This window comes from Chitinivorax sp. B, assembly GCF_005503445.1.
Classification (GTDB): Bacteria; Pseudomonadota; Gammaproteobacteria; order Burkholderiales; family SCOH01; genus Chitinivorax.
In genome coordinates, this window is sequence record NZ_SCOH01000033.1 from 1 (window position 1) to 26,471 (window position 26,471).

Below are 26,471 nucleotides of genomic sequence, written 5' to 3' on the forward strand. Positions count from 1 at the left end.
TTGGTCAAGTTACCAGGGTAATGCCTTGGGCAAGCCGATCCAGTTGTTAACGCCACATGCTCTGTATCTCAAGCTGGGTAAGACAGAGGAAGAACGACAGCGCGTTTACCGGTCATTGTTCCAGGGAACAATGCCAGAACGGGAAATCGCGGCGATCCGGGAGGCGACAAACAAGGCGTGGGTCTTGGGTGATGAGCGGTTCCAGGCGCAAATTGAAGCCAAGATAGGACGGCGGGCGGTTCCACTGGGGCGAGGAGGGGACAGAAAGTCTGCGAAGTATCGGGAAGCTAAAAATCATTGACACTGACCCCATTGATTCTCGCTTCCCGGGGCAGTATTGGGATAACGGCATCAAGCTGAGTCATAACTGGTATCGGACCTATAATCCGGAGACGGGGCGGTATGTTCAGAGTGATCCGATTGGGCTGGATGGTGGGTTGAATACTTATGGGTATGTGGCTGGCAAGCCAACTAAACATGTCGATCCATTTGGACTATTTATTCTCCCGATTCCGATACTTCCTCCTCCTCCAGCTTTTGCACCTAGCCGGCCACCTAATTGGATAGGACCTACTCATTTTCCAAGGCCAAGCAATTCTCGCCCTTACTGGTGGGATGAACCTGCTAACCAGAACTCAACTAAAGGAAAGTTGTCGAATTTTGACTTTGCTAAGTCAAAGCAAGGTTCAAAGCCAAAAGATTGCCCACCGGGCACGAAACCTATAGATACAATTCCTGGGCTAGACAGGGAAGACGTACATGGAATAAAGGATGGGGTTGGAGCTGGGCCTAAAGACTGGACGGGAGTGACTCCGAATGGAGAGGTAATAACTAGCGATCCAAGCGGTAATGCAATAAATCACGGTCATTATCAAGATTATTTGCCTTGATGGGGTTTTTGTGAATAAATTTAGATTTTCTTTATCCTTAAGATTTTTTGGTGAAAAGATCAACCCGGAACTAATTTGTAGCCTGCTTAAATGGAAGCCAAAATGGATACATAAAGTTGGCGAGCCGCGTATGAGTCCAAAAGGGGTATCGCTGGGTGGGGTTTATGAAACATCCTATTGTTCATTTGAAATTCCGCAACAGACTGGTGAGGAATTAAGTGAGATGCTAGATAGAGTCACAAATGAGCTCACACCTCACTTGGAGTTACTTTCAAAAATTAGGGCGTGTGATGGACGAATTGAATTTTTCATTGGCTGGTATTCAGAGGGGAATACGGGGGATGTGTTTAGTTATGAATTAATGAGGAAGCTCGGTGAGTTGGGTGTTGATATGGCATTTGATATTTATGGGGCAGCTGGATAATTGTCAAGTCACCCGGGTGATCAGGGCATGGCTTGCCTGAGCTATGACTATTTGACTTGCTGATATGTGGTGAAACTGGCAGGGCCAGACGATGTCCGACCCGGCCAGCAACCGCCTGCTGAAACAGAGCGGCAGCAATGCCAAGAGCTATATCCTGGACGCCAGCGGCAACCAGACCAGCGATGGCGCCATCACCCTCAGCTACGACAACGCCGGTCGCTTGCGCAATGCCACCAAGAACGGTCAAAGCGTCAGCAGCTTCTTCTACAACGCCCAAGGGCAACTGGCACTCAAGACCGCCAACAGCAAACCGATCCAGTTCGTCTACGACGAAGCCGGCCACCTGCTGGCGGAACACGCCGACCCGGCCACGCAAAGCCCGACCCAGGATCACCTCTGGCTGGGCGACACCCCGATTGCGGTGGTGCGCCCCAACAGCAGCGACCCCAGCAAACCGCTGATCTACCACGTCTACGCCGACCACCTCAACACCCCACGCGCGATCTACGACGCGTTCAACAAACGGCTGACCTGGCGCTGGGAAAGTGAAGCCTTCGGCAACACCCTACCGGATCAGGATGCGGACAAGAACGGCAGCCAGTTCGTGTATAACCTGCGCTTCCCGGGGCAGTATTGGGATCATGGCATCAAGCTGAGTCATAATTGGTATCGGACCTATAATCCGGAGACGGGGCGGTACATTCAGAGTGATCCGATTGGGCTTGGTGGCGGGCTAAATACGTATGGGTACGTCCAAGCCTCTCCTATCGACCTGATTGACGTCAATGGGTTACAAACGACAGTGGCGCCACCATTGGGGAATCTATTCCCGAGGCCAATGCGACCGTTACCCCCGGTCAAATCTACCCCGTTTCCAGCATCTGCTAATCCTGCTGGTTCAGGCCTGTTGCCGAATCTCATTCCTACAATTGGCCCTGCTTTAATGCGATGTGGCGCCGTACTAAGCATGATTCTGATTCCATCCAATATCGGACAGTGTAAGAATCCGTGTAAGTGCGGGGATTTGTGTGACACACAAAATTCAACGGGGAATACTAATCCTTATACCGGTCCAGTTGGTCAACCAGTTGTAGCTGTAGATGCGAATGGAAATGCAATTCCAGTGGATACAGGTGAACAGATAGGGCGGGATCGAACTTTCATTTGGCATGGAAGTTAGGCTCGCGATGAATCGCCAAATTGGGGAAAGCGCCCAAAATCCCCAGCTGATTTATGCTAAAAGCGTACTTTCACTGATGAAAGTACGCTTGCCCTACACAAAAGCCCACATGCTAGACATGCGAAAGCCATAGTTTAGGATGCCATTGGCAAGTTCGATCCCGCCCTGGGTGAACAGATACAAACCTCCCCGAATGGAGATTATCAGCAGGTGCTAGGCCCAGATGGAAGGCCAACTGGTGTTCGCATGGATAGAGGTGGGCACAAAAATCAGAAGGATCCACTTGCAAAAGGGTCACATGGCCATCGACCAGGTATTACAACAGATACAGGAAATCCTCATCTGCCAATTTATTAGGAGTAAGCCAAGCTATGAGTGAATTTGATTATGATGATCAGGTTATAGTTGCTGATGATGCCCCTCAAGATTGCCGCCCTGGTTGTAAAGCATGGGTTGTTGGAGTTTTTGAAAATCACGATGGTGCATATTTTAAGGGTTTTCCTGGCGGTGTGGTTTATACAATAGAGTTCGAGGATGGAACATCAATTGAGATCCATGAGTCAAAATTAAGGAGGCTTGATTAAATGTCAAGTCCCGGACGATTATGGTGCTGCTTGAATGCTGAAAAGTTGACGCATCGATAACTGGAAAACTGGCTGGGTTAGTTTTAATCTGACCCGGTCAGCAACCGGTCTGCTGAAACAGACTGGTAGCACTGCCAAAACCTATACCCTAGATGCCAGCGGCAACCAGACCAGTGATGGCAGCATCACCCTGACTTACGACAACGCCGGCCGCCCGCGCAACGCCCTGAAGAACGGCCAGAGCGTCAGCAGCTTCTTCTACAACGCCCAAGGGCAACTGGCACTCAAGACCGCCAACAGCAAACCGATCCAGTTCGTCTACGACGAAGCCGGCCACCTGCTGGCGGAACATGCCGACCCGGCCACCCAAAGCCCGACCCAGGATCACCTCTGGCTGGGCGACACCCCGATCGCGGTGGTGCGCCCCAACAGCACTGACCCCAGCAAACCGCTGATCTACCACGTCTACGCCGACCACCTCAACACGCCACGGGCGATCTATGACGCGTTCAACAAGCGCCTGACCTGGCACTGGGAAAGCGAGGTCTGCCCATTTAACGGTCTTGATCATTCTATTGTAGTCTTAACATTCCATCTGTTGATGTTAAAGATATTTCTTGATCACCTTCAATTCGTTTAAAGTTTTTCACGAACACATCCGTAGCGATACCCCAGGTGTTTCTTCCATCCGTTACGAGTACGGCTCCATTGGGATATTTTTGCTGAACGGGGCCGTCGAATGAGAATGGCTTATCAACGAAAATGGCGCGGTGTTTATTAGATTTGGTGACGATCATGTAATATGGATTCTTTACAGACATGGCTATCATGTCTCTTTTAATTGAAGCTAGGCTTTTGTGGTAAAAATCAATTAATCCAATTTCATTTCGAGCGTATGAAAGAATATTTTTGATTGATTGTAGGGTTAATTTTCGTCCGTCAGTTGTTAGACTGTCGATATGTGATTTAAGTAGATCCGCATCTTCTTTTGAAATGTCGTTAATCAGTATCGCCTCGTTACCATTTGCACGGACTGCTTGCCAAGCGCTGTCTTTCCCATTGAAAAAGATCACCCCGCGATCAGCTGAGCCAATTTGATTCTTTTTCATCGGTTGCCCCACTTTTGAATCTCCCTCAGGAAATATCAGTAACTCGCCGGCTTCTCTCAAGTTAGGGATGGAAAGAACAAATCGTGAAGTTCGATTCACATATACTGCTGAGCCACTAAAATCTACTGTATTGGGATTCACTTTTGGGAGTTCAGTGTTCATGGGTTCAACTTTCTTAATATTAAATGTAATTATTTCAAATATCATAATGACCATTGTGATCAAGCGATTGATGGCTAGATATGATTGTTATGGCCATCTACTATAATGATGGTACGAAACCCTGAGTCAAGTCTTTGATTTTTATTGTGTGGCATGGACATCCATCTAATGCACATTGGATCGACAACTCTGCTGCACGTGGCCATTGTCAGTGTAGTGTACTGTTCAGATCGAAGAAGGGGTGCCGAGATAGGGTCTTTCGCCATTTTAAATGTCCAGAGTCGTCGTGATGAAGCACTTTCACCATGGTGTGGACTGGCCACCTTAAGGTAGACCGAATTCGGCATCTGATCGGTCAGCATCGTGGGTTAAGTCAGGCTTTGTGTTCCCTGTGGGAAAAACCGCATGACAGTATTGCGTGTCGTTGGCATACTCCGGTTTTAGAGTAATGATTCTAGTTGAGGTGGCCGTGGCGATACGTGGTCTGTTGGTGTCTTCGTTGATGTCATTCGCAGTCATTGGTTGCGGTGGGGGCTCAGGTAGCGAGCATGCGCCGCCGACCCATATCTTGTCAGGCATTGTGGCAGATGGTTATTTGCAAGGTGCCACTGTGTTTGCAGATTTGAACGAGAATGGCCAGTTGGATACAGGTGAGCCGTCTGCCGTGACAGATGCTGACGGGCGCTATGCATTGGTGATTTCAGCCGATGTGGTAAGCCCGACCATCTGGGTGGATGTGCCATCGTCAGCAGTCGATATGGATACCGGGCAGGCGGTGGGCCGAAGTTATCGATTGGGGACACCGACGGGATTGTTTGCCGTGATCAACCCGATTACTACGTTGATGCGGGCCAAGATGATGACCCGTCCTGGTACCGTCTATGCCGAAGTCGAAAGCCAGGTTCGGGATGGCTTTCAGCTGAATCCAAAATTTCCGATCAATGCCGATTTCCTGAAGCCGATGGATAGTGACAGGCTGACTGCGGAACAGAACAAGCAAAACCGGCTTGAAGCCATCAAGTTGCATAAGGCGGCGAGGGTTATTGCCTATCAGTTGGGTGTGCGTATGCAGGCGGCAGAGCAAGCTTGGGGAGGTAGCCTGCCAGGCGCGCAATGGCGTATTGTGCATAATTTGCTGGCGTCAGAATTGTTGGGCCATGCGGGTCAAATTGTGAATCAGTTACCGGCGGGTGATGTGCAGGCCTTTGACCCTGTCAGTGTCGTCGTTCATTTGCCGGTGCTGACACGTGCCTCGCTGGAGGCGGCCTTGGCGCAGCAGGCAGGCGCGGTGAACATTTCGCTGAGCCAGGCATTGAGCGAATCCGAACTCTATGTCTATCCTTATCGTCAGCCTGACGGTACGGTGTTGAAGATGCGCTTGAGCGCACAGTCCGGATCGGGCGGGCCGCAATCGGATGTCCGTACTGACGACTGCTTGATATCGATGGTGAGCCCATGCAAATTTGCCGAGTTGAATGGTCACCCAAGCCGGGTTTATGGTTCCCAGTCAACCGATTTCAACGTGCTGATTGGCCTGTTCGAGGGTGCTATCCAGTTCAACCAGGTGGATGGCCGCAGTACGGTGGCCAGTGCTCGTAGCAATAGCACCAGCAAGTTGCGGCTGACCCAGTTGGATGTATCTGGAGATCGTTTGAGTAGCCACGTGACATGGCCTTTACGGAACCCAGATGCAGTATGGCCATCTGGTACAAAGCTCTATCGGGTGACGATGACGAACACCAATGATCTGTATACCCGTTTCCAAAGTACGCCCCATTCGACGCTGACGTTGCCTGACGGTTTGTTGACCAAGTATGGGGAATCAGGTAACGACTATGTGATTGGCAGCTTGGGTATGCGTTTTACTCAGACAGCCAGTGATGCCAATGGTGGCCGAACCGGTACAGTGCGCTTTATTCGACAAGATACCAACCAGGCCTTGCCGGACGCTGGTAGCTGGGCATGGAGTATGGAGCTGATCGGTGGTGTGCTGGTCGTCAATGTGCCGTCAGCAAATCGGGCCTGGATGAACGGGTTGGAGTGGGATCCGGTGTTTGCCCATAACGGACACCTGCCGGATTTTGTGTTGCAATCGTCGATCGCGGGGAAAGTCATGGCCAATAGTTGGCGTATCAAGGCTGGCAGAGTAACCGAAATGCTGTTGCTGAACCGGACGGCCGCCGCTGCATTGGATGCGGCCTTGTTCTGAAAGTGAAACCTGTTCAGTGTCTCATTGTGTGACTGGGGCTCATGTGCCGCGCAACACGCTCATGTATCACCTACCCACCCACCCAGCTTCTGTGCTGCGCGTTATCCTGCTGAAGGCCGTTCATCACAGATCGTGAGCGAATTCTGAGATTGAATGGGCTTCATATCACCAACATGCATGCCACCGGCATCGGCGATGTTGGTGGGAGCGCGTTGTCATGGGTCGGTGACCGACTGTTCCCGCTTTTAGATCAAAACACGACACCAGCCCGCAAAATCACGTTTGCGTAAGGTGTGCATTCGCCAGTGCGTACAATGGCGCGGGCATTGGCGGTCAGTGCCTTGAATTGCTCATGGTCAACCAAACTGGTAGTCATGTTTGGCAGGCGATCGGCCAGTTGTTGTGCAACGGGCGGGTTGTGGCTGGCCAGTTCGCTGGCGATCGTGATGTGTTCCACATGCATCTCAGTCAGGATGGTTGCCAGTACCGCATCAAAGCTGGGTAGGCCCGGGGTCAGGGCCAAGTCAATTCGGCGAGGGCCGTCGGGAATGGGCAGGCCAGCATCGGCGATGACCAAGGTGTCTCCATGACCCAGGCGGGCGATGACATCAGACAGATCAGGGTGTAGCAACTGCGTTTTCTTCATTTACTGCTCTCTTGTTTCAAGTGCATGTACCGGATCGCCATGAATCAGGCATTCAACAACCTGCCCGTCGGGAAGGCGGGCAGGCTCATATCAATCCGGCTGAGGTTCTGCTCTAGCGGCTCTGGTATACCATCGGAGTACAATTCAACGGCTGTATGCCAGGGTAACGCATCAACTATCCAATTCAGCCCGGTAGGGGATGGAAGGCTGGGCGCCGTGGCGTGTCACGCTGACCGAGGCAGCACGTTGTCCCAGGCGTACTGCGTCGCCTAACGGCAGCCCTTCCGCCAGGCCGGTGCTCAAGCCGCCAATGAAAGTATCGCCCGCCGCAGTTGTGTCGACTGCATCGACCGGGAATGCTGGCAGGTGTTGAACCCCTTCGCTATTGGCAATCAATACCCCTTGCGCACCTAAAGTAATCAGTACGTTACGTATGCCTTTGGTCAGCAGGATTTTGGCGGCTTCAGTGGCACTGGCTGGGTCAGTGACCGTCAACCCGGTCAGTAACGAGGCTTCTGTCTCGTTGGGGACCAGATAATCGATCAGCGGCCAGATGCTGTCTGGCAGTGAGGTGGCGGGGGCTGGATTCAGCAGTACGGGGCAACCATAACGATTGGCGAGTTCTGCGGCACGTAATACAGTTGGCATCGGCACTTCCAGCTGCAGGATCAACATTGCCGCACCGTCCAGCAACGCAGCTTGTTGTTCGACATGGGCTGGTGTCAGCTTGGCATTGGTGCCGGGTGCCAAGGTAATGCGATTTTGTGCGGAGTCGTCCACCATGATCATGGCAACGCCAGTGGCGGTACCCTCGTCACAACCGACAGTATCATCTGCAATGCCTTCGGCAATCAGGCCATCGCGCAGGCTGTGGCCAAACGCATCATTGCCCAGCCGGCCGATCATTGTCACTTTGCCACCGAGCCGGGCGCATGCAACGGCCTGGTTGGCACCTTTGCCACCTGGGTGGGTGGCAAAGTCGTAACCAGTGAGCGTTTCACCTGCTTCAGGTGCGCGCGGCACCCGCATTACCAAATCCATGTTCAAGCTACCAACGACAACGAGACGACGTGTGGATGGTTTTTGTGTGGTCATGAGAGTTCAAATGGTTGGTTGAATGAGTTGTTCCAATCCCTGCTGGAATTGGGACAATGCCAGTTCATGATGCTTCACCCGTGCCGCGATAAAGCGGTAGCGGGGTCGAACGGTGCAGTGGAGCTGCGTATTCTTAGCTCCGGCTGCAATATGATGCGGCGCGGCTCATCGCGCCGCCCCTGAATGTGTTCCAGCAACATATCCACAGCCAGTGCGCCGATGCGTTCCTTAGGTTGTGCCACCGTGGTCAGCGGTGGGCTGCTGAACGAGGCAAGCTCAATGTCGTCAAAGCCGATCACGGATAGCTGATCCGGCACGCGAATGCCCAGTTCGTAGGCAGCACACATTGCGCCGATGGCCATCAGATCGTTGCAAACGAACACTGCACTGGGGCGCTGTGGCTGTCGCAGCAGCGCATGCATGGCCTGATAACCACCGCGACTGGTGAAATCGCTGCGCCATAATGCGTCGTCTGCTGGCTCGATACCTGCTTCACCCATGGCCAACTGCCAACCGGCAATACGCTGGTCGCTGGGTGACAGCTCGGTCGGGCCGCTGATGCAGGCGATATTGCGATGGCCCAGTGTGAGCAGGTGCTGGGTGGCGAGATAGCCACCTTGCACATGGCTGACTTCGACCAGATCGCAATCAACGTTTTCCATTTCGCGATCCACCAATACCAACGGTAACGTCAAGTCTGCCAATAGTTCAGGCAATCCCGCATCTTCGCCGGAGGTGACCACGATCAAGCCGTCAATCCGGCGCTCGGTCAGTACACGCAGATACACGCTTTGCTTGTGCGGGTTGTCATCCGAATTACACAGGATGACGTTGTAGCCTGCATCGAAACAGCGTGACTCGATCACCCGCAGGATTTCGGCAAAATAAGGGTTGGAGCTGTTCGGGATCATCATCCCGACCGTGTGTGTGACGTTGTGCTTGAGACTGCGCGCCACCGCGCTCGGCACATAGGACAGGTCGCGAATTGCCTGCTCGATGCGACCGCGGGCATCGTCACTGACGTGCCGGGTGCCATTCAGCACATGTGACACGGTCGTGACCGATACGCCAGCGCGGTGAGCGACTTCCTTCATTGTGGCCATGCCATGCTCCGTTGGGTTGGGCGGGTGTTGATCAAGCCTTGCGGGTACGGCGGCGTTCGCGATACATATCCAGCACCACGGCAGCCACGATCACGCAGCCGGTAATGATGCGCTTGGTGGGTTCGCTGGCCCCAACCTGTGCCAGGCCGGCCTCCAGCACCGCAATGATCAGCACACCAAAAAAGGTATTGATGACCGAGCCACGGCCCCCCATCAGGCTGGTGCCGCCAATGACCACCGCAGCAATCACCTGCAGCTCGACACCGACGCCCATATTCGGATCAGCCGCTTCCAGGCGCGAGGTCTGCATCAGCCCTGCAATGGCAGCCAGCACACCGATCAGTGCAAAGACGGCCACTTTGACCGGGCGTGGGTCGACACCTGCCAGGCGCATGGCTTCCTCGTTGGTGCCGATGCCGATCATGTAACGGCCGAACACGGTACGTGTCAGGACGATCTGGCCCGCGATGACCACCAGCAAGGCCAGAATGAAGGCCGGTGAAATGCCACCGGCAATGGGCGCACTGAGCCATTCCACCGTCGTGCCGATGTACTGAGTGCGTGAGTCGGTTGCAATATAGGCACTGCCACGGGCGATTTCGAGCATGCCCAGCGATACGATGAATGAAGGCAGGCGCCAACCCACCGATACCATGCCGGTAATCAGGCCACATACCAGGCCAGTCAACAGACCCAGCAGGGCCGCTGGCCACACGCCCCACTGCCATTGTTGTAGTGCGATGGCGGTGACAGCACCGCCCAGTGCCATGACTGAGCCGACTGACAGATCGATTCCGGCGATGACCAGTACGAACGTCATGCCGACTGCCATTACCGCTAATGCTGGTATGTCGTTGGCGATGGTGATGAAGGTTTCCATGGTCAGGAAGTATTGGCTGAGCGAGCCAAACAACGCGATCATGGCGGCCAGCGTACCAAGCAGGCCAATGTAGGTGCCCATGGCACCACGCAATTTACCGCCGGTGGCGGGCGTGGAAGGAGGGGTCATGGTTTGGGTTGAAGATTGCATGGGTACCTCAATGAGATGCTGCCGCAGCATGCGGCGTATTGGCGAGATTGGCATAACCGCTGAAGCAGGCTTCCAGTAACGCTTGTTCTGTCCAGTGGCCGCGTTCGAAAACGGCTACCAGTTTGCCGGCGCTCATCACCCCGATGCGGTCGCATACCGTCATCAGCTCGCGCAGGTCGCTGGAGACCATCAGCAGGGCCTTGCCAGCTGCCGTCAGGCGGTCCAGCTCCTGATACAGGTCGGCACGGGCGCCAATATCGACACCACGGGTCGGCTCATCCAGTAGCAATACATTGCAATCGCGGTGCAGCCAGCGGGCGAAGATGACCTTCTGTTGATTACCGCCAGAGAGTTCGCCGACCGCCTGATCTACCGAATTGCACTTGACGTGTAAAACCTCGGCAAGGTGGCGGCTGATATCCAGCTCGGCTGCGTGATTGAGCCAGCCGCGACGGTTTACAGGCGCAAGATTGGCCAAGGTGGTGTTGACGCGAATCGGCTGGTTCAACAGCAGCCCTTGTGCCTTGCGGTCTTCGGTCACCAGGCCGATGCCATGGCGAATGGCTGCCATCGGCGAATCGATGCAGGCTGGCGTGCTGGTCTGATCCAGAAACACATCGCCACTTTCCTTGCGATCGGCACCAAACATCAGCCGCAACAATTCGGTTCGACCTGCACCCACTAGGCCGGCCAGGCCCATGATTTCACCCGCACGCAGTTCAAGGTCCACGTCCTGTACCAGCTGACCTCGCCGTAGCTTGCGCGCGGTCAAACGCACGGCGCCAGCCTGGCGGCGTGGGCGGCTTGCCCCTTCATCGACGGCGTGGCCAACCATGCGTTGCACCAGCTCATCCTGGCTCACCCCGGCCATTGGCCGTACATCCACTAGGCGACCGTCACGCAAGACTGCGACACGGTCGGCGATGCGCTGTAACTCATCCAGGCGATGCGAGATATAGATGATGCCAACCCCCTGAGCCTTGAGCTTGGCAATCTGTTCGAACAGATGGGCAATCTCGCGGTCGGTCAGCATTGCGGTTGGTTCGTCCAGAATCAGCAGCTTGCAATCGCCTACCAGATTACGGGCGATTTCCACCATTTGCTGATGACCAATACCCAGCGAGCCGACCAGTGTGCTCGGGTCAATCATGTCCAGCCCAATGGCGGCCATTTGCTTGGCAGCTTGTTCGTGCAGTTGTCGACGGTCGATCATGCCAAAGCGGTGTGGCAATTTATCCAGCAGCAGATTCTCAGCCACGCTCAATGTAGGGATCAGGCTCAGTTCCTGCATCACCATCCGCACGCCCAGCTTTTCGGCCTGGCTGCGTGAAGCGGGCTGAAAAGGCTGGCCGGATAAGGTCAAGGTGCCTTTGGTCGCAGGCACTAAACCACAGATGATTTTTGAAAGCGTACTCTTGCCGGCGCCGTTTTCACCGGTCAGCGCCAGCACTTCGCCAGCGTGCAGCACCAGATCGATATCGCTCAGCACGGGCGTTGCGTAGTGTTTGGCCACACCGGCAACGCTCAATAATGGGGTAGGGGGCGTCATGGCCACATCCTGTCGGTAATGCAAGGCCAGTCTGATGGTCGATCGGCAGAACGTGCAGATCGACCGGCGCGGGGTGCGCAGGCTGGCGTTGGTGTAAAACATCAAGCGTGACGGCCATCAGGCACGTCACACATGGCCAGGCAAAAAACATGTCCGGCTTTGAAAGGCATAGTGGGCAGGCGCACCCTGGTCGAGGCTCATGCCCACTAGTGTAGTGTTTCACTTTTCTTGAGACATAAAAGTGCGTCCTTCACGCCGACGCTTCGTTGCAAATCCTCGCCATAGCTCGCTATGGCTGTGGTTTGCGCCTCGATTCGTCGTGAAATCCATCACTTTTATTAAGTCGCAATCTACGTGAAACACCACACCAGCATCTGTTCAACATCTGTCGTGAGCCCCGATCGCGGTCGCACAACAACGTATTGAACAGTTGCTTACAGCCAGATTACTTGGTGACTAGATCCACTGGTGTTTGCACCTGTGTTGGCAGTGATTGCTGCGGGGTTTTCTCGGTAATGGCCTTCAGCGCGGTTTCAATACCGAATACGGCCTGCTTGGCAGCATACTGGTCTGCTGTGGCAATGACACGACCGCTGGACAGCATGGGTTTGATGGCTGAAATATTGTCGTAACCAATGATCTTCACCTTGTCGGCCTTGCCGGATGACTTCACGGCAGCGACTGCACCCAGGGCCATGTTGTCGTTACCAGACAGCAGGGCTTTCAGATCCGGGTATTCACGTAACATGGCGGAGGCCACGGTGTTACCTTTTTCGATTTCCCATTGGCCGGATTGCACTGCCACAACATTCATTCCTGCGGCTTTCATCGCATCCTGGAAGCCCAGTGTCCGTTGTTGGGCGTTGAAGGTGGTGGAGACGCCCTCGATGATGCCGACTTTGTCACCAGTCTTTAGTTGCTTGGCCAAATGCATGCCAACCAGCTTGGCACCGGCGCGGTTGTCCGGGCCAACGAAGGGGATACTCAAACTTTTCTCTTTCAAGGCACCAGCGTCAAACTGGTTGTCGATATTGACGACCAGAATCCCCTTATCGACGGCATTCTTCATGGCCGGAACCAAGGCTTTGGAATCAGCCGGAGCAATCACGATGGCGTCAACACGTTGGGCAATCATTTGCTCCACGATCTTGATCTGGCCTGCGGTATCGGTCTCGTCCTTGATGCCGTTGGCGACCAGGTCATACTTGGCTGCATTTTGCTTCTGGTGTGCTTTGGCGCCATCTTCCATGGTACGGAAGAATTCGTTGGCCAGTGATTTCATCACCAGTGCAACCTTGGGCTTGGCATTGCCGGCAGCATTGGCTTGCTGAAACGGCAGGGCACCGACGGCGACAGCCAGAGCAAGCATCTTCAGTGTGTGACGGCGGGTGGTCATCCAAAATCTCCTTTGCGGCGGTTCGGTTTGTTTAAGAGGCGGTGTGTAAGCGTTTGGCGAGGCTCGGCACACCTGCAGCATGCTCTGTCAGATCATGCTGACGGGGTTTACTTGATTATTTCGGTATTTATGCATGCGCAAACGTTTGCGCAAACGTTTGCGGTAGTGTTGATGAGAGGTGTCAAGACTGTCAAGCAACTCCGATGCTGCGCTGCGACATGGCAAACACCATGCTTTATGTTGATATGGCAAGCCATTTACGTAGCTTTACTACGTTTTGTCTGATGGTTTTTTCAAGGGTCTTCATTGGAGTGACGCACAAATAATCAAGACAATCAGAAGTCATGGCACGACACTGGGTGATGAGACGTCCATTGAAAACCAATAAGTTGGAGGATGAAATGAAGAAACAAAATTTCAGAATGCTATTGGCAATAGCTGCATTGGCTGCGACATCATCAAGCCATGCCGTACTCATTGACTTTGCCGATCTGGCCTCGGCTGGGGATCACGGTATTGCCGGCTATGCCAGTGCTGGTTATCGAATCGGCAGCAGCCGGGTGGAAAATGATGCCTTCTTTGTGTGGGGGCGTGCATCACCGGATTTTGCCGGGCAAGTGGCCCTGACCAATGGCTGGGATGGCTTGTCAACAGTACTCACACGCGAGGATGGTGCCACCTTCTCATTGGTATCCATGGATCTGTCTGAAGCCTGGCGCCAACCCAGTTATGATCCGACTGCTGTGGTGTTCGTCGGTACACGTGCAGATGGTAGTACGGTCCGACAACAGGTCACGCTGGACGGCCTGTTTGGGTTCCAGCATGTGGATTTCGGGAGTGATTTTGCTGCCGTGACGTCAGTCAGCTGGATTCAATCCTGGCAATATCATCAGTTTGGCAACGTGGCTGTCATCGCGGTACCACTGCCGACCACGCTGGCGCTGCTATTGACAGGGTTGATGTTGATGCGCCGTCATTGACCAGGCAGCGTGTCAATCGTCGCTACTGCTGGAATCCGACGACGAGCCGGAATCCGAATCACTATTAGCGCTTGAGTCGGATTCCCAATCGTCGTTGGGGCATTGATCTATATCCTGACTGTCCTTTGCGGTAGGTCGGCATTGGGCGGTGTCTGGATCGGCATCTGGTAGCGTGCTGGCAGACAGCGCCGTCATGCCGCCTGCAGCCAAGGTGCCGGATATCATGGTATCGGGCGTAATAGGTAATGGGTTTGGTGGGTCGAGGTTATCTTGCTGATGCTGTTGGCGCTTTGTCGAGCTGTTGTTGCGATTGGATGCTGACGTTCGACTGGTCATCTTCAGCGTCACCAATGGGCCGCAGATCATGGCCAGTGCAATGCCGCCAATCCACCACAACCAACTACTGTCGGGTGATGAGGCCGACCGTTCGACACTGGCCTGTTGCGGTGAGGATGGGGCTGTTTCGGCGCTGAAAACGCCATTTGACAGAGAAACAAGTAGCACCAAGGCGATTGTTGGTTTTCGCCATTTTGGTGTCAGTAAATTCAAATTCCTTAAATGCAATGGCATAATCCGGCGAAGTCCCTTGTGTCGGCGCGTGGCGTGGTTTGCCAGCAGGGGCTGGGTGTGAACACCGTCATGGGTGAAAACGGGTGCATCAGGCTGATGCCAAGACAGGCCGCGTCATGGTTGGCAGCGCTTCATGCGGCAGCCGTGCTATACCGATACAAGATTGATACAAGATCGCCCTTGTCTCCCGCCAGTCAATATTAGCAGAACCTGGCGGGGCGGCACGCATCCGTGTCAGCAAGGGCGATGACAAAAAACGTTGTAACGGGAGGGGTGGATACGGTGATCGGTTGGTGGCGGCGACGCAAGCAAGCGAAAGACATGGAGGCCCTGCCTGCGTTGTTCGACCTGTGTCGTGATGCAGCGCTGCAACTGGATGAAGCAGGCCACATTACCTATGCCAACCCTGCCATGGCAACCTTGCTGGAGGTAGCATCCAGCGATGACCTGTTGCAACGAGCACTGCGCGATTTCTGTATACCTACCACCTTACAACAGTTGATACGCCCAGGTACGGGTGCAGGCTATGGTGAAATGCGCACAGCCAATGGCAGGCCCCGTTTTGTCAGTTACAGCCTGACGCCTTGTACATTGCAGCCTGGCCATCAAATGTTACTGGTACGTGATGAAACCGCTGCCATGACAGGTCAGCAAACGCTGATTGCCAATGAAAAGCGGTTCCGACTGCTGACCGAGCAAGCCAAGGACATCATTTCCGAACACACGCTCGAAGGCCGGATTGAATATATTTCGCCTGCCTGTCGTGAGGTATTGGGTTATCAACCAACAGAGCTGGTTGGCAAGATGCCTCATGATCTGGTTCATGCGGATGATCTGGACCTGGTCCTGCAAGCCCTCAAAGATCTGACTCGGTATGCTGAAGGTGTGACCTTGCAGTGCCGTGTGTTGCGATACGATGGGCACTATATCTGGACAGAAATCTACGGCAAGCTGATCGCTGACGCCCCACGGGATGGGGGCGTCTTCGTGTTGGTGATACGCGATATCACCAATCGTCGCATGGCAGAGGAATCCCTTCGAGAGTCGGAACGCCTGCGATCCCTGTTCGATCTGGCGCGCGACGAATTCTTCCTGGTTGATAACAGTGGCCGCATCGTCGATGTCAACCAGCATGCCTGCGAACACATGGGGACCAACCGTGGCTGGTTGATCGGGCACCAGTTTGATCAATTGATTTCAGCGCCCGACATTGATCTGACCCCGTTCGGGCTGGAAGACATTTACCGCCGTGCTTGTCGCGGCGAGCAGGTGATGCTGGATGTCATCCGCATCAACCATGCCGGTGAATCGCTGCAGGCCGAAGCCTTGTTCAGCGCCATCCGCCATGAAGGACGCAACTTGCTGCTGGTATCGTTGCGGGATGTATCCCAACGCAAGCGCATGGAAGCAGAGTTCCGCGAATCGGTGTCCGCGCTTCGTCTGCTGCACATGCGCTTGTTTGGCATCATCGAGGGCACCAATGACCTGATTGCCGCACTGGATCGGGAGTGTCGACTGATCGCCTACAACACTGCCTTCAAGCAGGCCTTTGAATACAACTACGGCTTGCCCGTGGCCTTGGGAACCAACCTGTTGGTCAGCCTGGTCGATCAGCCGGAGGCCATGGCCCGCACCTTCACCAACTGGCATCGTGCACTGACCGGCGATGTGTTTGCCGATACCCAGGTCTGGAAATGTGTTGAAAAAGGTGACGAATACTACGAAGTGAACTATTGCCCGATTCGTGATGAAGTGGGGGAGGTGTGTGGCGCCGCCTATATTGGACGCAATGTGACCCAACGCAAGGTGGCCGAAGACAGCTTGAAGCGGGCGCTTGAACAACTGGAAGCCGCCCGGCGTGAGACAGAAAAAGCCAATCTGCAATTGCGCCAAGCCAATACCGAACTGTTGCGCCAAGCCAACCAGGATGGCATGACGGGCATCGCCAATCGGCGCTACTTCGATGACTATCTCGCTCATGAATGGCGCCGTGCAGCACGTCTTCAGGAGTCGATGGCCATGATCTTTGCCGATGTCGATTTCTTCAAAAACTACAACGACCACTATGGACATCAAGCCGGTGATGAATGCCTGCGCAAGATCGCCAATGCCCTGCAGGACCAACTGCACCGCCCAGGTGACCTGCTGGCCCGCTATGGGGGCGAGGAATTTGTCATTCTGCTGCCCAATACCACCCTCGCGGGTGGCATCTTCATTGCGGAAGGCATGCTCAAAGCCGTCAGCACACTGAAGATTCCCCACGCGGCATCCAGTGCTGCCGATCATGTCACCCTCAGCCTGGGTGTTGCCGCCACCGTGCCCAGTGAGGCAACGGCAGAAGGCTTTCTGATGTATGGCGCAGACCAAGCCCTGTATTCCGCCAAAAAGAGCGGACGGAATCGGGTATTTGGTAGCCCGATCTGACCCAGACTTTGGGATATCGCTTGTCATTGGCAGGCTAGACACACTCAGCAGCCACGGTGGGTGCTCCCTGGTATTCTGCCACCACATGTTCACGGTGGATTTGCCGGATTTCGCAGGGCATACCGACTTGGTGTTGGTGTCTGTGTTACGAGCGGGCGAGCATATGATGACTGAATCCAGTATTTGAACATCGAAGCCAGCTCAGATAGGACGGTGGGGGCAGGCGCAACGTAAAGGGCAGGGGATGGTACCCACAGCAGGTGTGATTTGGGGATCGCAAAGCAAGAAACGGCATGAATTCGAGATGCCATGCTGAATCAGATTAAGTTGCAATATTTGGCATGTAATACGTTGTTGCAATTAATAATTTTCCTACAACACTAAAGGGTGTGATCGCATGTCGGGCGGCGCTATCGCTATAGGAGATGTTACGCAATGCGACCCCTTCGGTATTCCATCAACGTCACAATTGACGGGTGCTGCGATCATCGTGCAATTGTCGCGGACGAAGAGTTACATCGCCACGCGGCCGAGAATCTTGCTCGGGCCGATGCTCTTCTCTTTGGCCGGGTGACCTACCAAATGATGGAAACAGCGTGGCGAGCGCCGGCACGGGCCGGGGTGAGGCCTGAATGGATGAAACCCTGGATGGAACCGTTCGCGCGAGCGATTGATGCGAAGAAGAAGTATGTCGTATCCAGCACTCTGGACCAGGTCGATTGGAATGCGGAGCTCGTGCGCGGGGATCTCGAGAGTACCGTTCAGCAGCTCAAACGGGAGCCGGGTAAGGGACTGTTCGTGGGCGGTGTGGCGCTCCCTTTGGCATTGACGGAGCTGGGGCTGATCGATGAGTACGAATTTGTGGTGCAGCCCAGGCTCGCAGGCCATGGGCCGACGTTGTTCGTGGGGCTATCGAAACATGTGGACTTGAAGCTCGTGAGCCGGCTGGAATTTGGTTCGGGAGTGGTAGCGATGAGGTATGAGCCGAGAAGGTAGGAGAAAGACTTTTTGGCAACGAACCAGGCGCCGTCTAATAAGTTGATGCCGCGGGACGGTACACGCTGCCGCGCCGCTAAGCTCATGTTGTGAACTTGTTCAAAGTTTGTGATGAGCAGTTGCCAGCGCAGCGCAAAACCGGAAAGTATGTGTGATACGTGAGGATGTTAAGAGCGGCTAACAAAACCTAGCGAAGTGGTTCTGGTTAGGCGTGCAAACGAAGGCAGTACGAAAGTACGACAAGTTTGCACAACAACGCCAGAAGGGTTTTGTTAGCCGCGCTAAGTAACACTTGCACCCCGGTTATGGTTTTGCAATCAGACATTGAACAGATTCTTAGGTGGAGGAATTCATGGCAGGTGATTCAGCTCCTCATTTTCGTGATTCGGTTGCAGAACTGGAGGTCGAGAAACTTCGCCTCGAAAAAGCACGCTATCAAACCGATGTCTTTAAGACGAGCAGGTCTATGAGCAAGCACTCGCCGAGCTGAACTCAGGATCGATCCGACCAGATTGGGTGGCAAGGGCCATGGCCAAGTGTGGCGGTAATGATAGCTGGCCGGCGAGTTATTCAGCTTGATCAAGCAGCAACTGGATGTGCAAGGTTTGTTTCTGAAACAAGGCACGATTGTCGATGCCAGCCTGATCGCCGTCCCCAGTTCGACCAAGAACGCGGCGGGAGAGCGAGATCCCGAGATGAGCCAGAGCAAGAAAGGCAATCAATATTGAACATGAGCTGGCCAGTCGTCGAGCCAAGGTTGAGCATGTGTTTTTCGATCTGAAAGTACGTTTCGGGTATGCCAAGGTGCGTTACCGGGGGCTGGTGAAGAACCTCAGCCGATTTTTGTGCCTGGCAGCCTTGTCCAATGTGTTGCGTGCCGACCACTATTGACGCCGCCAGCGGCCAATTGCGTCTTGAGCGGGCTCAAAGCCCGGTAAAACGGGCTTTTGAGGTGCCATACGCGCCAAAATCACTAGGAATTCACTGAAGTTTGATGAAATTCGGTCTGACTCTGATTTGTGCAGAGCGGCCTAAGCGTATACAACACTTTGTTTTAAAAAGAAGACAGGTCAGTCAAAACAAAATCAGACCGGTTCAATAGTTTTGCGTTAGGCATCGGCAACAACGTTTACGACCACCGCACGAGGAGCTAAGCATGGAACTCACTGAACTGGAAAACGAGTACAAAGTGGCCGTCACTCAGGTCACGGATGATTACAACTGGTATCGCCGGCATCGTTGGGGCTATATCGCATTCTCGTGGCTGATTCGAGTCGCAGCTACTGCTGGCCTCGCCGGCGGCATACTCTTACCGCTACTTAACCCGACTGGTGCAGTTAATTTTCTTGGCATCAGCTTCGCATCTGGGGCGCAGGCTGCTATCGCCTGTCTGCTAGTCGCAGGACTTCTCGTTGGTTTGAATCAGGTATTTCTGGTTACATCGACATGGTCCCGCTATTCGGGAGCCATGTTGCGGATTAAAACCCTGTTAAGATTGATTGAGTGGGACTGGAAGATACTGAAATCAGGTTTTGATGCCCAAGTCGATGTAGATGGCAGTAAGAAGGCACGAGAGCTTTTCAGAAACGTTGTGGCTGAGTCGTCGAAGATCGTTGAAACCGAAACTGTGACGTGGAGTAGCGAACTTGCCAAGGCTGTTGAGAGCCTCGCTTCGCTGATCAAAGATCAGCGCGGTGCAGTCGAAATGCAACTCAAGGAGCTTCAAAAGATTCAGGACGAGGCTGAGAAAGAGGCCGCCCAGGCCCGTGCAGAGCAGGAAAAGGTATCTGAGGCAGCGCGAAAAGCGAATGTACCGGGAGCAGTGCGAGTGAAGGTTGACGGGGCGATCACCAGGCTTCAAGGGCAAGTAAAGGTTGCAGTAGCGGGCGTTGAACAGATATCGGATGCGAAGACTCTTTCGTTTGTGTTTAGCAGAGTTGAGCCTGGCTTGAAAGACGTGGTAATGCACTTTCAGGAATCCAACGGCAACAACGTGGCGTTGAGATCTGTGGTCGATGTAGCAAGCGGCAAGGTTGTGGATGTTTTGATTGCTGTACCAGGTGTCTAGCTGCTTGGTCAAAAGTAAGCGCCATTTAAAGGCATCCCATTACACACAAGTTCCATGAAAGAATACCTCCCCCCGCACTGATGAAGCACCTCACGCATGAACTGGGCCGCCGCAGAACTCGACACGCTTGACCTTGGTGATCCCCGACTGGATCGACGCGCGGTGTTGATGGCCGAACGGCTGGCGCGGCGCGTACATCCTGAACAAGCAAAGGCCGCCGTTGAAGCCGCGACAGTTGAATGAAGTGATCCGGCTGATTGCGCGGCTGTCATCAACGTGAAGGGACTTGTGTGTAATGGGATGCAGTCAACCATCAGGGATGCAAAATGTTATGAGTTTCGTGCCCTTTCGCTAGTGCGCGTACATCTCAACTTTAGGAGTATCCACATGTTTCAAACCAGTTGGCTGACTGTTTTCGGGCTCGCAGTTGAGATTCTCGGGCTCGGCTTTCTATTCATTGATCTACATCGGTCGAAGACAGCGAACCTCTCATTTGCGGAGTTTCAGCAGAAGCAGGGTGTCATTGATGCAACTGCCAGGGAGCTTGTTGTCAACCTGAACAAGGGGTTGCTGTCGCTAACAGCATTCGTGAGCCAGTACCTGTCACTACTGGAGATGGAGGCAGAGTTTCGTGAGGATCCGAACGCGTTGACTCATAAGGCCGGAAACGATCCAGCGGCTTGCGAGGTTCTGGCATTTCTACAGGGGAAGTCACCGAACAGCATACGCCGCTTTGCTGTAAGCAAATTTGCCCATGTCCAGGCCGATGTACCATCGAAAACCATGGTTGACCGCGCGCTTCTACTTATTGAGGGTAGCCGTACTGAGTTAACGCAAATGTATGATGATGCTCTCCGAGAGACTCTCAAGCTGCGCAGGATTGCGCGACTAGGGATCTTCTTCGTCGCTCTGGGCGCGTCGGCGCAATTCATCGACCTATTCTTCATTGATACCCCCACCAAAACGGCTCATGTCAGACATGTATCCTAGTCAGGTGCATCCGTTATATGTTTGTCCCGGCTGACAAAACAATGCATCGTGCAAATTCGGAATAGAGTGTTGAATTGGCTTTAATTGCCATATTCGGCATGTTGCACGTTGTTGCGATTCACAATGGGGCATGGATACTGATGGATTGATCCCTTCTTCGTGGAAGGGAAAGCGGGGGAGTGGGTGGTCTAGCCTGCTTTATACCCAAGAAAACTGGATATGCATCTTGATGGGTGAGTATCACATGGTTAGGTGCACATGAAATGTCCGTTGCTCCCGAGCACTTCAACAGGATGCTTGATCGTGCTGCGCTGGTGTTTCGAATCCTTGGAACGCTCGTCTTGCTTCCTTGCATCGTTTACGTTGTGGTATTCGCAGCGTACAACACAGTGGCTGCAGTCGTTGCGTTGGTTGTAGCGGTTGTCGGCGGCATGCTGGTCTTTCATCTCCTGACATCGTTCCGCCGGTGTATCGCCTGCGGCACCATGATCTGTAACTTCCGTGTCCATGGCGAGCAGGCGGTTGGTAAGAAGTTTGTATGTGCACGCTGTGGTGGCATCGTACATGCCAAGGAGGGGTTCATGTGGCTTCGCGATTTCAGTGGATAGCAGCAGTGGATTCCGATTTCGGCCAGTGCCGCATGTGCCCGTAATGAACGCTTGACCGGCCGTTTGGGCCACCGTGCGGCTTTTCGCTTTGCTTCTCGCTGACCACCCGTTAACTCAAGTCTTTAAATCACAAGAAAGATGTGTCATGCCCGATAAGCAAGTCGTTGTACCAGACAACACTGCAGTGCGCACTGCACTATGGCGTGCGTTGCATGTAGAACTTGATTCCCCTCCGCACGTATTTGAAGATGTTGTAGGCTTGAAGCTGATCGCCCCTGATGAGGGCTGGCGCAATCGCCCAGACATGAGTCCATTCACACGGCCGTTTCGTGCTTCCATCCTCGCTCGCGCCCGCTTTGTCGAAGATCTGGTCGTAGCACAAGTCGCGCAGGGGATGTCGCAATACGTAATCCTGGGGGCGGGGCTGGATACCTTTGCGCAGCGACAACCTGCGACTGCCTCTGGCATACAGGTGTTCGAGATTGACCACCCGGTTACGCAGGCATGGAAGCGGCGGCGCCTCGTTGAACTTGGCTTCGGTATTCCGCCTTTCCTGCACCTCATTCCAGTGAATTTTGAGGCAGGGGATGATTGGTGGGTGCAATTGAATGCATCGGGTTTCGATATTGAGAAACCGGCGGTGGTGGCTTCTACTGGTGTCAGTATGTACCTGACCAAAGCAGCAATCTTGGCAACGCTGCGGCAGGTTGCGACACTCAAGCAGGGTTCGACACTGGTTATGTCGTTCATGTTGCCAATTGAGCTGACTGATCCGGAAGTTCGTCCAGGTGTTGAGCGCGCAGCAGCGGGTGCGGCATCGAACGGTACACCTTGGATCAGTTTCTTCACACCTGACGAAATGCAGGCCTTGGCACGTGAAGCGGGCTTCAGGAAGGTCGAGCATGTTTCTGCTGCGGCACTCTCTGAGCGCTATTTTGCGGGCAGGGAAGACGGTTTGCATCCGCCGAACAACACGGAAGAGTTGCTGCTGGCGACGACGTAACAATCCAACAAGACAGGAGGGGTATCCGCATGTGGGCTTCACCTACTTGTGGCTACCCACTACCTCGGACGTTCGGCATCAGATGAGCCATGATTGAGGGGGAGGGCGTCATGAACAAGGTCAAAACCTATGCCGGTGGCTGTTTATGTGGTGCCATCCGGTTCGTTGCATCTGGCCCGGCGTTGAACCCACACACCTGCTCATGTAAGCGGTGTCAGCGTCATTCTGGCGCGTTGACCCAGATCTGGGTTGAGTTTCCGAAAGACAGCGTGCAATGGGTGGGTGCTGGTGGCATGCCTGCTACTTGGCGTTCATCAGCGTATTCAAGCCGCGCATTCTGCTCGAACTGTGGTAGTACTTTGGGTGCCATAGACGACAACCCGACCATCGCACTTGTCCTGGGTGTTTTCGATTCGCCCAACAGCAAAGAACTCGCCCCCACCAAGCATTCATTTGTTTCAAAACGACCAAAGTGGTGGCGCGTATCTTCCGTCATTACCGGCAAGGCGTTGCACAATCCCTCCAGGCTTTCACCTTACTGTGACCAGGCGTCGGGCGAGGACGAGTGACGCCCCTGTTGTGTCGCGGGATTGGACTGGAATTAGTAAAGAATCCGGCACCGAATTGTCCCGGTCACTTGTTGTAATGCCTCAAGCGCTACCTGGCTGGAGTCGACATCGACATCCATCACCACATAGCCAACATGTTCGTTGGTTTGCAGGAACTGTGACGAAATATTGATGCGGTTGGCGGAGAACACCTCGTTGATGTGTGCCAATACACCGGGTTCATTGCGGTGAATGTGTAGCAGTCGGCATTTTCCGGGGTGGGCGGGTAGCGATACTTCCGGGAAGTTGACGGCGGTCAGGGTTGATCCATTGTTGGAGTATCGCAGGAATTTGGCGGCGACTTCGGCACCAATGTTGGCCTGGGCTTCCAGCGTGCTGCCGCCGATATGCGGGGTGAGAATCACATTGTCAAATGCTCGCAACGGTGACAGGAATTCCTCATCATTGCCTTTGGGCTCAACCGGGAATACGTCAATCGCGGCACCAGCAAGGTGTTTACTGGACAGGGCTGCAGCGAGTGCATCGATATCCACCACCGTGCCGCGGGAGGCATTGATCAAGTGGCTGCCTGGTTTCATCTGTTGCAGCTCGTGTCTGCCGATCATGTTCATGGTCTGGGCGGTTTCCGGCACATGCAGGGTGATGGCATCGGCTTGCGTCAGTAGTTCATCTAGCGTGCTGACTTGGCGTGCATTGCCCAGCGGCAGCTTGGTTTCGATATCGTAGAAGGCGACCTGCATGCCCAGTGCTTCAGCCAGCACGCCGACCTGAGTGCCGATATGGCCATAGCCGACGATGCCCAGGGTTTTGCCACGGACTTCCACACTGCCTTCTGCCGATTTAACCCAGCCACCCCGGCGTACAATGGCATATTTTTCGGGGATGCCGCGCATCAGCATGATGGCCTCGGCAATCACCAGTTCGGCAACGGAACGTGTATTGGAGAATGGTGCATTGAATACCGGGATGCCACGTAGGGCGGCAGCGGTCAGATCAACCTGATTGGTGCCGATGCAGAAGCAGCCTACGGCAATCAGCTTTGATGCTTCGGCCAGAATGGCATCAGTCAGTTGCGTACGGGAACGGATGCCGATGAAATGTGCATCACGCACGGCCTCGATCAGTTCTGCTTCGGGTAGCGATTTGCGATGATAGTCGATGTTTTCATAACCATCAGCCTTCAGCGCCGCGACAGCAGATTCATGCACACCTTCCAGCAACAGAAACTTGATCTTGTGTTTATCCAGCGAATATCGTTTCATTCCAGCCTCACGCGGTGACAATACCTGATAAAATCGATTGGGTATTATGGCACAGGCGCTGTATATGTGGCCAACCCTTGCATGGGTGGCCTATTGACCTCACAACAACGATACATGACAACACCATGAGCTTTTCCCTGATCCCCGCCCTTGAGCAGATTTTTACCGACCAGCGAGTGCGTACCGATACCGATGCACTCAATCAATATGGCCTGGACTGGACTCGCATTTACACCCCACAGCCGATTGCAGTGGTGTTTCCCAAAATGGTGGACGAAGTGCAAGCGCTGGTGCGCTTGGCCAATGAACATGAGATTGCACTGGTGCCCTCTGGCGGGCGTACCGGTCTGTCAGGGGGGGCGGTGGCCAGGCAGGGTGAAGTGGTTGTGTCGTTCGACCGCATGGATAACTTGCGCGATTTCAACCCAGTCGATCGCACGGTAGTGTGTGAAGCGGGTGTCATCACCGAACGTTTGCAACAATTTGCACACGAGCAAGGCTTATACTTCCCTGTGGATTTTGCCTCGCGTGGTTCCAGCAGGCTGGGTGGCAACATCTCGACTAACGCAGGCGGGATCAAGGTGGTACGTTATGGTCTGTTCCGTGACTGGGTAGTGGGCCTGAAAGTGGTGACCGGCAGTGGTGAGGTGTTGGAACTGAACAATGGCCTGATCAAGAATGCAACAGGCTATGACCTGCGCCATCTGTTCATTGGTGCGGAAGGTACACTGGGCTTTGTGGTGGAAGCCACCATGAAGCTGGCCCGTGCGCCACGTGAGCTGTCAGTCATGGTATTGGCGGTGCCAGAGTTGGAGGGCATCATGAATGTGTTCAACAGCTTCCGTAGCCGCATCGATCTGACAGCATTCGAGTTTTTCTCGGAAAAGGCGTTGAAACATGTGCTGGCACGTGGTCATCTACAACGGCCATTTGAAAGCGAGAGCAATTATTATGTATTGCTTGAGTTCGAGAACCAGAGCGATGCAGAGCAGGAACTGGCCCTGCAATTGTTCGAACAAGCGCTGGAGCAAGGTTGGATTGTCGATGGGGTGATCAGCCAGTCCGATACGCAGGCCAAGACATTGTGGCGTTTGCGCGAAGATATCAGCGAATCGATTGCACCGAAAAAGCCCTACAAGAACGATATTGCCATCACCATTGCCAATGTACCGCCGTTCATGCAGGCACTGGATGCGGTCCTGGCCCGTGAGTACCCGGATTTCGAGGTGGTCTGGTTTGGCCATATTGGCGATGGCAACCTGCACATCAATGTGCTGAAGCCGGACGATCTGTCGATGCCGGATTTCGTCGGCCGCTGCCAGCAGGTGAACCAATGGGTATTCGACCTGGTCCGCCAGTATCGTGGCAGCATTTCGGCCGAGCATGGCGTGGGGTTGACCAAGCAGCCTTATCTGGATTACACCCGCTCAGCCGCCGAAATCGAGCTGATGCGTGGTATCAAGCAGGTGTTTGACCCTAAAGGCATCATGAATCCCGGAAAATTGCTGTAATTTTCGGCCGGCGTCGTGTAGGTGCCAAAAGTGAGTGCTGTCCAGGTCCGCTTGCGACAGCACCATTTCAAGGGTCGCTCCATTTGATCAGGAATCCAACCAGCTACCGGTGT

General features: G+C 54.0%; 24 protein-coding genes and 4 pseudogenes. 17 read left to right on the top strand and 11 right to left on the bottom strand.

What is annotated here, in order from left to right; translation table 11 throughout:
- The 5 genes and pseudogenes from FFS57_RS17925 to FFS57_RS17950 all read left to right on the top strand — a co-directional run.
- Positions 1–301 (top strand): annotated as a pseudogene (locus FFS57_RS17925) (transposase); the annotation flags it as partial.
- A 55-nt stretch (positions 302–356) separates the two neighbouring features.
- Complete coding sequence (locus FFS57_RS26290) at positions 357–890, top strand: RHS repeat-associated core domain-containing protein (protein ID WP_502705925.1); 534 nt, start codon at positions 357–359, stop codon at positions 888–890.
- Positions 891–900: 10 nt separating this feature from the next.
- Positions 901–1,314: a DUF4279 domain-containing protein gene (locus FFS57_RS17935; RefSeq protein ID WP_171014046.1), complete on the top strand. Its 414-nt coding sequence runs from the start codon at positions 901–903 to the stop codon at positions 1,312–1,314.
- 91 nt (positions 1,315–1,405) lie between these two features.
- Entirely contained in the window at positions 1,406–2,494 is a 1,089-nt protein-coding gene (locus FFS57_RS17940; protein WP_137939193.1) for an RHS repeat domain-containing protein, read from the top strand.
- 371 nt (positions 2,495–2,865) lie between these two features.
- A complete protein-coding gene (locus FFS57_RS17950; protein WP_137939194.1) occupies positions 2,866–3,078 on the top strand; it encodes a hypothetical protein in 213 nt (70 codons plus the stop codon).
- 148 nt (positions 3,079–3,226) lie between these two features.
- On the opposite strand, the gene FFS57_RS25865 is transcribed toward FFS57_RS17950, so the two are convergent.
- Together FFS57_RS25865 and FFS57_RS17960 are read right to left on the bottom strand one after the other, a co-directional pair.
- Positions 3,227–3,649, bottom strand: coding sequence for a hypothetical protein (locus FFS57_RS25865; RefSeq protein WP_249384058.1), 423 nt, complete (start codon positions 3,647–3,649; stop codon positions 3,227–3,229).
- 1 nt (position 3,650) lies between these two features.
- On the bottom strand, positions 3,651–4,349 hold the full coding sequence (locus tag FFS57_RS17960) for a hypothetical protein (protein ID WP_137939195.1): 699 nt from the start codon (positions 4,347–4,349) through the stop codon (positions 3,651–3,653).
- Between the two features lie 448 nt (positions 4,350–4,797).
- Between FFS57_RS17960 and FFS57_RS17965 the strand changes: the two genes are divergently transcribed.
- Positions 4,798–6,558: a hypothetical protein gene (locus FFS57_RS17965; RefSeq protein ID WP_137939196.1), complete on the top strand. Its 1,761-nt coding sequence runs from the start codon at positions 4,798–4,800 to the stop codon at positions 6,556–6,558.
- A gap of 250 nt (positions 6,559–6,808) precedes the next feature.
- On the opposite strand, the gene rbsD is transcribed toward FFS57_RS17965, so the two are convergent.
- The 6 genes from rbsD to FFS57_RS17995 form a co-directional block, all read right to left on the bottom strand.
- Positions 6,809–7,204 (bottom strand): D-ribose pyranase, encoded by a 396-nt coding sequence (gene rbsD / locus FFS57_RS17970; protein ID WP_137939197.1) that lies wholly within the window; start codon positions 7,202–7,204, stop codon positions 6,809–6,811.
- A 171-nt stretch (positions 7,205–7,375) separates the two neighbouring features.
- On the bottom strand, positions 7,376–8,299 hold the full coding sequence (rbsK, locus tag FFS57_RS17975; RefSeq protein ID WP_137939198.1) for a ribokinase: 924 nt from the start codon (positions 8,297–8,299) through the stop codon (positions 7,376–7,378).
- A 74-nt stretch (positions 8,300–8,373) separates the two neighbouring features.
- Positions 8,374–9,402: a LacI family DNA-binding transcriptional regulator gene (locus tag FFS57_RS17980; protein WP_137939199.1), complete on the bottom strand. Its 1,029-nt coding sequence runs from the start codon at positions 9,400–9,402 to the stop codon at positions 8,374–8,376.
- Positions 9,403–9,433: 31 nt separating this feature from the next.
- Positions 9,434–10,432, bottom strand: coding sequence for an ABC transporter permease (locus FFS57_RS17985; RefSeq protein WP_137939200.1), 999 nt, complete (start codon positions 10,430–10,432; stop codon positions 9,434–9,436).
- 7 nt (positions 10,433–10,439) lie between these two features.
- Positions 10,440–11,981, bottom strand: coding sequence for a sugar ABC transporter ATP-binding protein (locus FFS57_RS17990; protein ID WP_137939239.1), 1,542 nt, complete (start codon positions 11,979–11,981; stop codon positions 10,440–10,442).
- Between the two features lie 445 nt (positions 11,982–12,426).
- Positions 12,427–13,377 carry a sugar ABC transporter substrate-binding protein gene (locus FFS57_RS17995; protein ID WP_137939201.1) on the bottom strand — a complete coding sequence of 317 codons (951 nt, stop codon included), beginning with the start codon at positions 13,375–13,377 and terminating at the stop codon, positions 12,427–12,429.
- Between the two features lie 401 nt (positions 13,378–13,778).
- Between FFS57_RS17995 and FFS57_RS18000 the strand changes: the two genes are divergently transcribed.
- On the top strand, positions 13,779–14,357 hold the full coding sequence (locus FFS57_RS18000) for a hypothetical protein (protein WP_137939202.1): 579 nt from the start codon (positions 13,779–13,781) through the stop codon (positions 14,355–14,357).
- A gap of 12 nt (positions 14,358–14,369) precedes the next feature.
- On the opposite strand, the gene FFS57_RS18005 is transcribed toward FFS57_RS18000, so the two are convergent.
- The gene (locus FFS57_RS18005) at positions 14,370–14,861 is read right to left on the bottom strand and encodes a hypothetical protein (protein WP_137939203.1); all 492 of its coding nucleotides are present in this window, start codon (positions 14,859–14,861) and stop codon (positions 14,370–14,372) included.
- A 312-nt stretch (positions 14,862–15,173) separates the two neighbouring features.
- On the opposite strand from FFS57_RS18005, the gene FFS57_RS18010 reads away from it, so the two are divergent.
- From FFS57_RS18010 to FFS57_RS18035, 7 genes and pseudogenes are all read left to right on the top strand, one after another.
- On the top strand, positions 15,174–17,351 hold the full coding sequence (locus FFS57_RS18010; protein ID WP_137939204.1) for a diguanylate cyclase domain-containing protein: 2,178 nt from the start codon (positions 15,174–15,176) through the stop codon (positions 17,349–17,351).
- Between the two features lie 435 nt (positions 17,352–17,786).
- Positions 17,787–18,347 (top strand): dihydrofolate reductase family protein, encoded by a 561-nt coding sequence (locus FFS57_RS18015; protein ID WP_137939205.1) that lies wholly within the window; start codon positions 17,787–17,789, stop codon positions 18,345–18,347.
- A gap of 596 nt (positions 18,348–18,943) precedes the next feature.
- Positions 18,944–19,238 (top strand): annotated as a pseudogene (locus FFS57_RS25870) (transposase); the annotation flags it as partial.
- A gap of 262 nt (positions 19,239–19,500) precedes the next feature.
- Positions 19,501–20,415: pseudogene (locus FFS57_RS18025) on the top strand (SLATT domain-containing protein); the annotation flags it as partial.
- A 96-nt stretch (positions 20,416–20,511) separates the two neighbouring features.
- Positions 20,512–20,568 (top strand): annotated as a pseudogene (locus FFS57_RS26295) (hypothetical protein); the annotation flags it as partial.
- 46 nt (positions 20,569–20,614) lie between these two features.
- Positions 20,615–20,695 (top strand): hypothetical protein, encoded by an 81-nt coding sequence (locus tag FFS57_RS26300; protein WP_502705926.1) that lies wholly within the window; start codon positions 20,615–20,617, stop codon positions 20,693–20,695.
- Positions 20,696–20,802: 107 nt separating this feature from the next.
- On the top strand, positions 20,803–21,405 hold the full coding sequence (locus FFS57_RS18035; protein ID WP_137939208.1) for a hypothetical protein: 603 nt from the start codon (positions 20,803–20,805) through the stop codon (positions 21,403–21,405).
- A 248-nt stretch (positions 21,406–21,653) separates the two neighbouring features.
- Here the strand turns inward: FFS57_RS18035 and FFS57_RS18040 are convergent, their stop codons facing one another.
- On the bottom strand, positions 21,654–21,971 hold the full coding sequence (locus tag FFS57_RS18040; RefSeq protein WP_137939209.1) for a hypothetical protein: 318 nt from the start codon (positions 21,969–21,971) through the stop codon (positions 21,654–21,656).
- Between the two features lie 187 nt (positions 21,972–22,158).
- Here FFS57_RS18040 and FFS57_RS18045 point away from each other — a divergent pair, with 187 nt between their 5' ends.
- On the top strand, positions 22,159–23,016 hold the full coding sequence (locus FFS57_RS18045) for a class I SAM-dependent methyltransferase (protein WP_137939210.1): 858 nt from the start codon (positions 22,159–22,161) through the stop codon (positions 23,014–23,016).
- 110 nt (positions 23,017–23,126) lie between these two features.
- A complete protein-coding gene (locus tag FFS57_RS18050) occupies positions 23,127–23,585 on the top strand; it encodes a GFA family protein (protein ID WP_137939211.1) in 459 nt (152 codons plus the stop codon).
- Between the two features lie 32 nt (positions 23,586–23,617).
- Here FFS57_RS18050 and serA read toward each other — a convergent pair whose 3' ends face one another.
- Positions 23,618–24,847 carry a phosphoglycerate dehydrogenase gene (serA, locus tag FFS57_RS18055; RefSeq protein WP_137939212.1) on the bottom strand — a complete coding sequence of 410 codons (1,230 nt, stop codon included), beginning with the start codon at positions 24,845–24,847 and terminating at the stop codon, positions 23,618–23,620.
- A gap of 125 nt (positions 24,848–24,972) precedes the next feature.
- Between serA and FFS57_RS18060 the strand changes: the two genes are divergently transcribed.
- Entirely contained in the window at positions 24,973–26,358 is a 1,386-nt protein-coding gene (locus FFS57_RS18060) for a D-2-hydroxyglutarate dehydrogenase (protein ID WP_137939213.1), read from the top strand.
- Positions 26,359–26,471 lie beyond the last annotated feature (113 nt).

What these genes read in the sequence shown, in the direction of transcription:
- FFS57_RS17940 (WP_137939193.1), top strand. Translation starts at nt 1,406, where the DNA reads ATGTCCGACCCGGCCAGCAACCGCCTGCTGAAACAGAGCGGCAGCAAT.
- FFS57_RS17950 (WP_137939194.1), top strand. Translation starts at nt 2,866, where the DNA reads ATGAGTGAATTTGATTATGATGATCAGGTTATAGTTGCTGATGATGCC.
- FFS57_RS25865 (WP_249384058.1), bottom strand. Translation starts at nt 3,649, where the DNA reads ATGATCAAGACCGTTAAATGGGCAGACCTCGCTTTCCCAGTGCCAGGT.
- FFS57_RS17960 (WP_137939195.1), bottom strand. Translation starts at nt 4,349, where the DNA reads ATGAACACTGAACTCCCAAAAGTGAATCCCAATACAGTAGATTTTAGT.
- FFS57_RS17965 (WP_137939196.1), top strand. Translation starts at nt 4,798, where the DNA reads ATGATTCTAGTTGAGGTGGCCGTGGCGATACGTGGTCTGTTGGTGTCT.
- rbsD (WP_137939197.1), bottom strand. Translation starts at nt 7,204, where the DNA reads ATGAAGAAAACGCAGTTGCTACACCCTGATCTGTCTGATGTCATCGCC.
- rbsK (WP_137939198.1), bottom strand. Translation starts at nt 8,299, where the DNA reads ATGACCACACAAAAACCATCCACACGTCGTCTCGTTGTCGTTGGTAGC.
- FFS57_RS17980 (WP_137939199.1), bottom strand. Translation starts at nt 9,402, where the DNA reads ATGGCCACAATGAAGGAAGTCGCTCACCGCGCTGGCGTATCGGTCACG.
- FFS57_RS17985 (WP_137939200.1), bottom strand. Translation starts at nt 10,432, where the DNA reads ATGCAATCTTCAACCCAAACCATGACCCCTCCTTCCACGCCCGCCACC.
- FFS57_RS17990 (WP_137939239.1), bottom strand. Translation starts at nt 11,981, where the DNA reads ATGACGCCCCCTACCCCATTATTGAGCGTTGCCGGTGTGGCCAAACAC.
- FFS57_RS17995 (WP_137939201.1), bottom strand. Translation starts at nt 13,377, where the DNA reads ATGACCACCCGCCGTCACACACTGAAGATGCTTGCTCTGGCTGTCGCC.
- FFS57_RS18000 (WP_137939202.1), top strand. Translation starts at nt 13,779, where the DNA reads ATGAAGAAACAAAATTTCAGAATGCTATTGGCAATAGCTGCATTGGCT.
- FFS57_RS18010 (WP_137939204.1), top strand. Translation starts at nt 15,174, where the DNA reads ATGACAAAAAACGTTGTAACGGGAGGGGTGGATACGGTGATCGGTTGG.
- FFS57_RS18015 (WP_137939205.1), top strand. Translation starts at nt 17,787, where the DNA reads ATGCGACCCCTTCGGTATTCCATCAACGTCACAATTGACGGGTGCTGC.
- FFS57_RS18035 (WP_137939208.1), top strand. Translation starts at nt 20,803, where the DNA reads ATGTTTCAAACCAGTTGGCTGACTGTTTTCGGGCTCGCAGTTGAGATT.
- FFS57_RS18040 (WP_137939209.1), bottom strand. Translation starts at nt 21,971, where the DNA reads ATGTACGATGCCACCACAGCGTGCACATACAAACTTCTTACCAACCGC.
- FFS57_RS18045 (WP_137939210.1), top strand. Translation starts at nt 22,159, where the DNA reads ATGCCCGATAAGCAAGTCGTTGTACCAGACAACACTGCAGTGCGCACT.
- FFS57_RS18050 (WP_137939211.1), top strand. Translation starts at nt 23,127, where the DNA reads ATGAACAAGGTCAAAACCTATGCCGGTGGCTGTTTATGTGGTGCCATC.
- serA (WP_137939212.1), bottom strand. Translation starts at nt 24,847, where the DNA reads ATGAAACGATATTCGCTGGATAAACACAAGATCAAGTTTCTGTTGCTG.
- FFS57_RS18060 (WP_137939213.1), top strand. Translation starts at nt 24,973, where the DNA reads ATGAGCTTTTCCCTGATCCCCGCCCTTGAGCAGATTTTTACCGACCAG.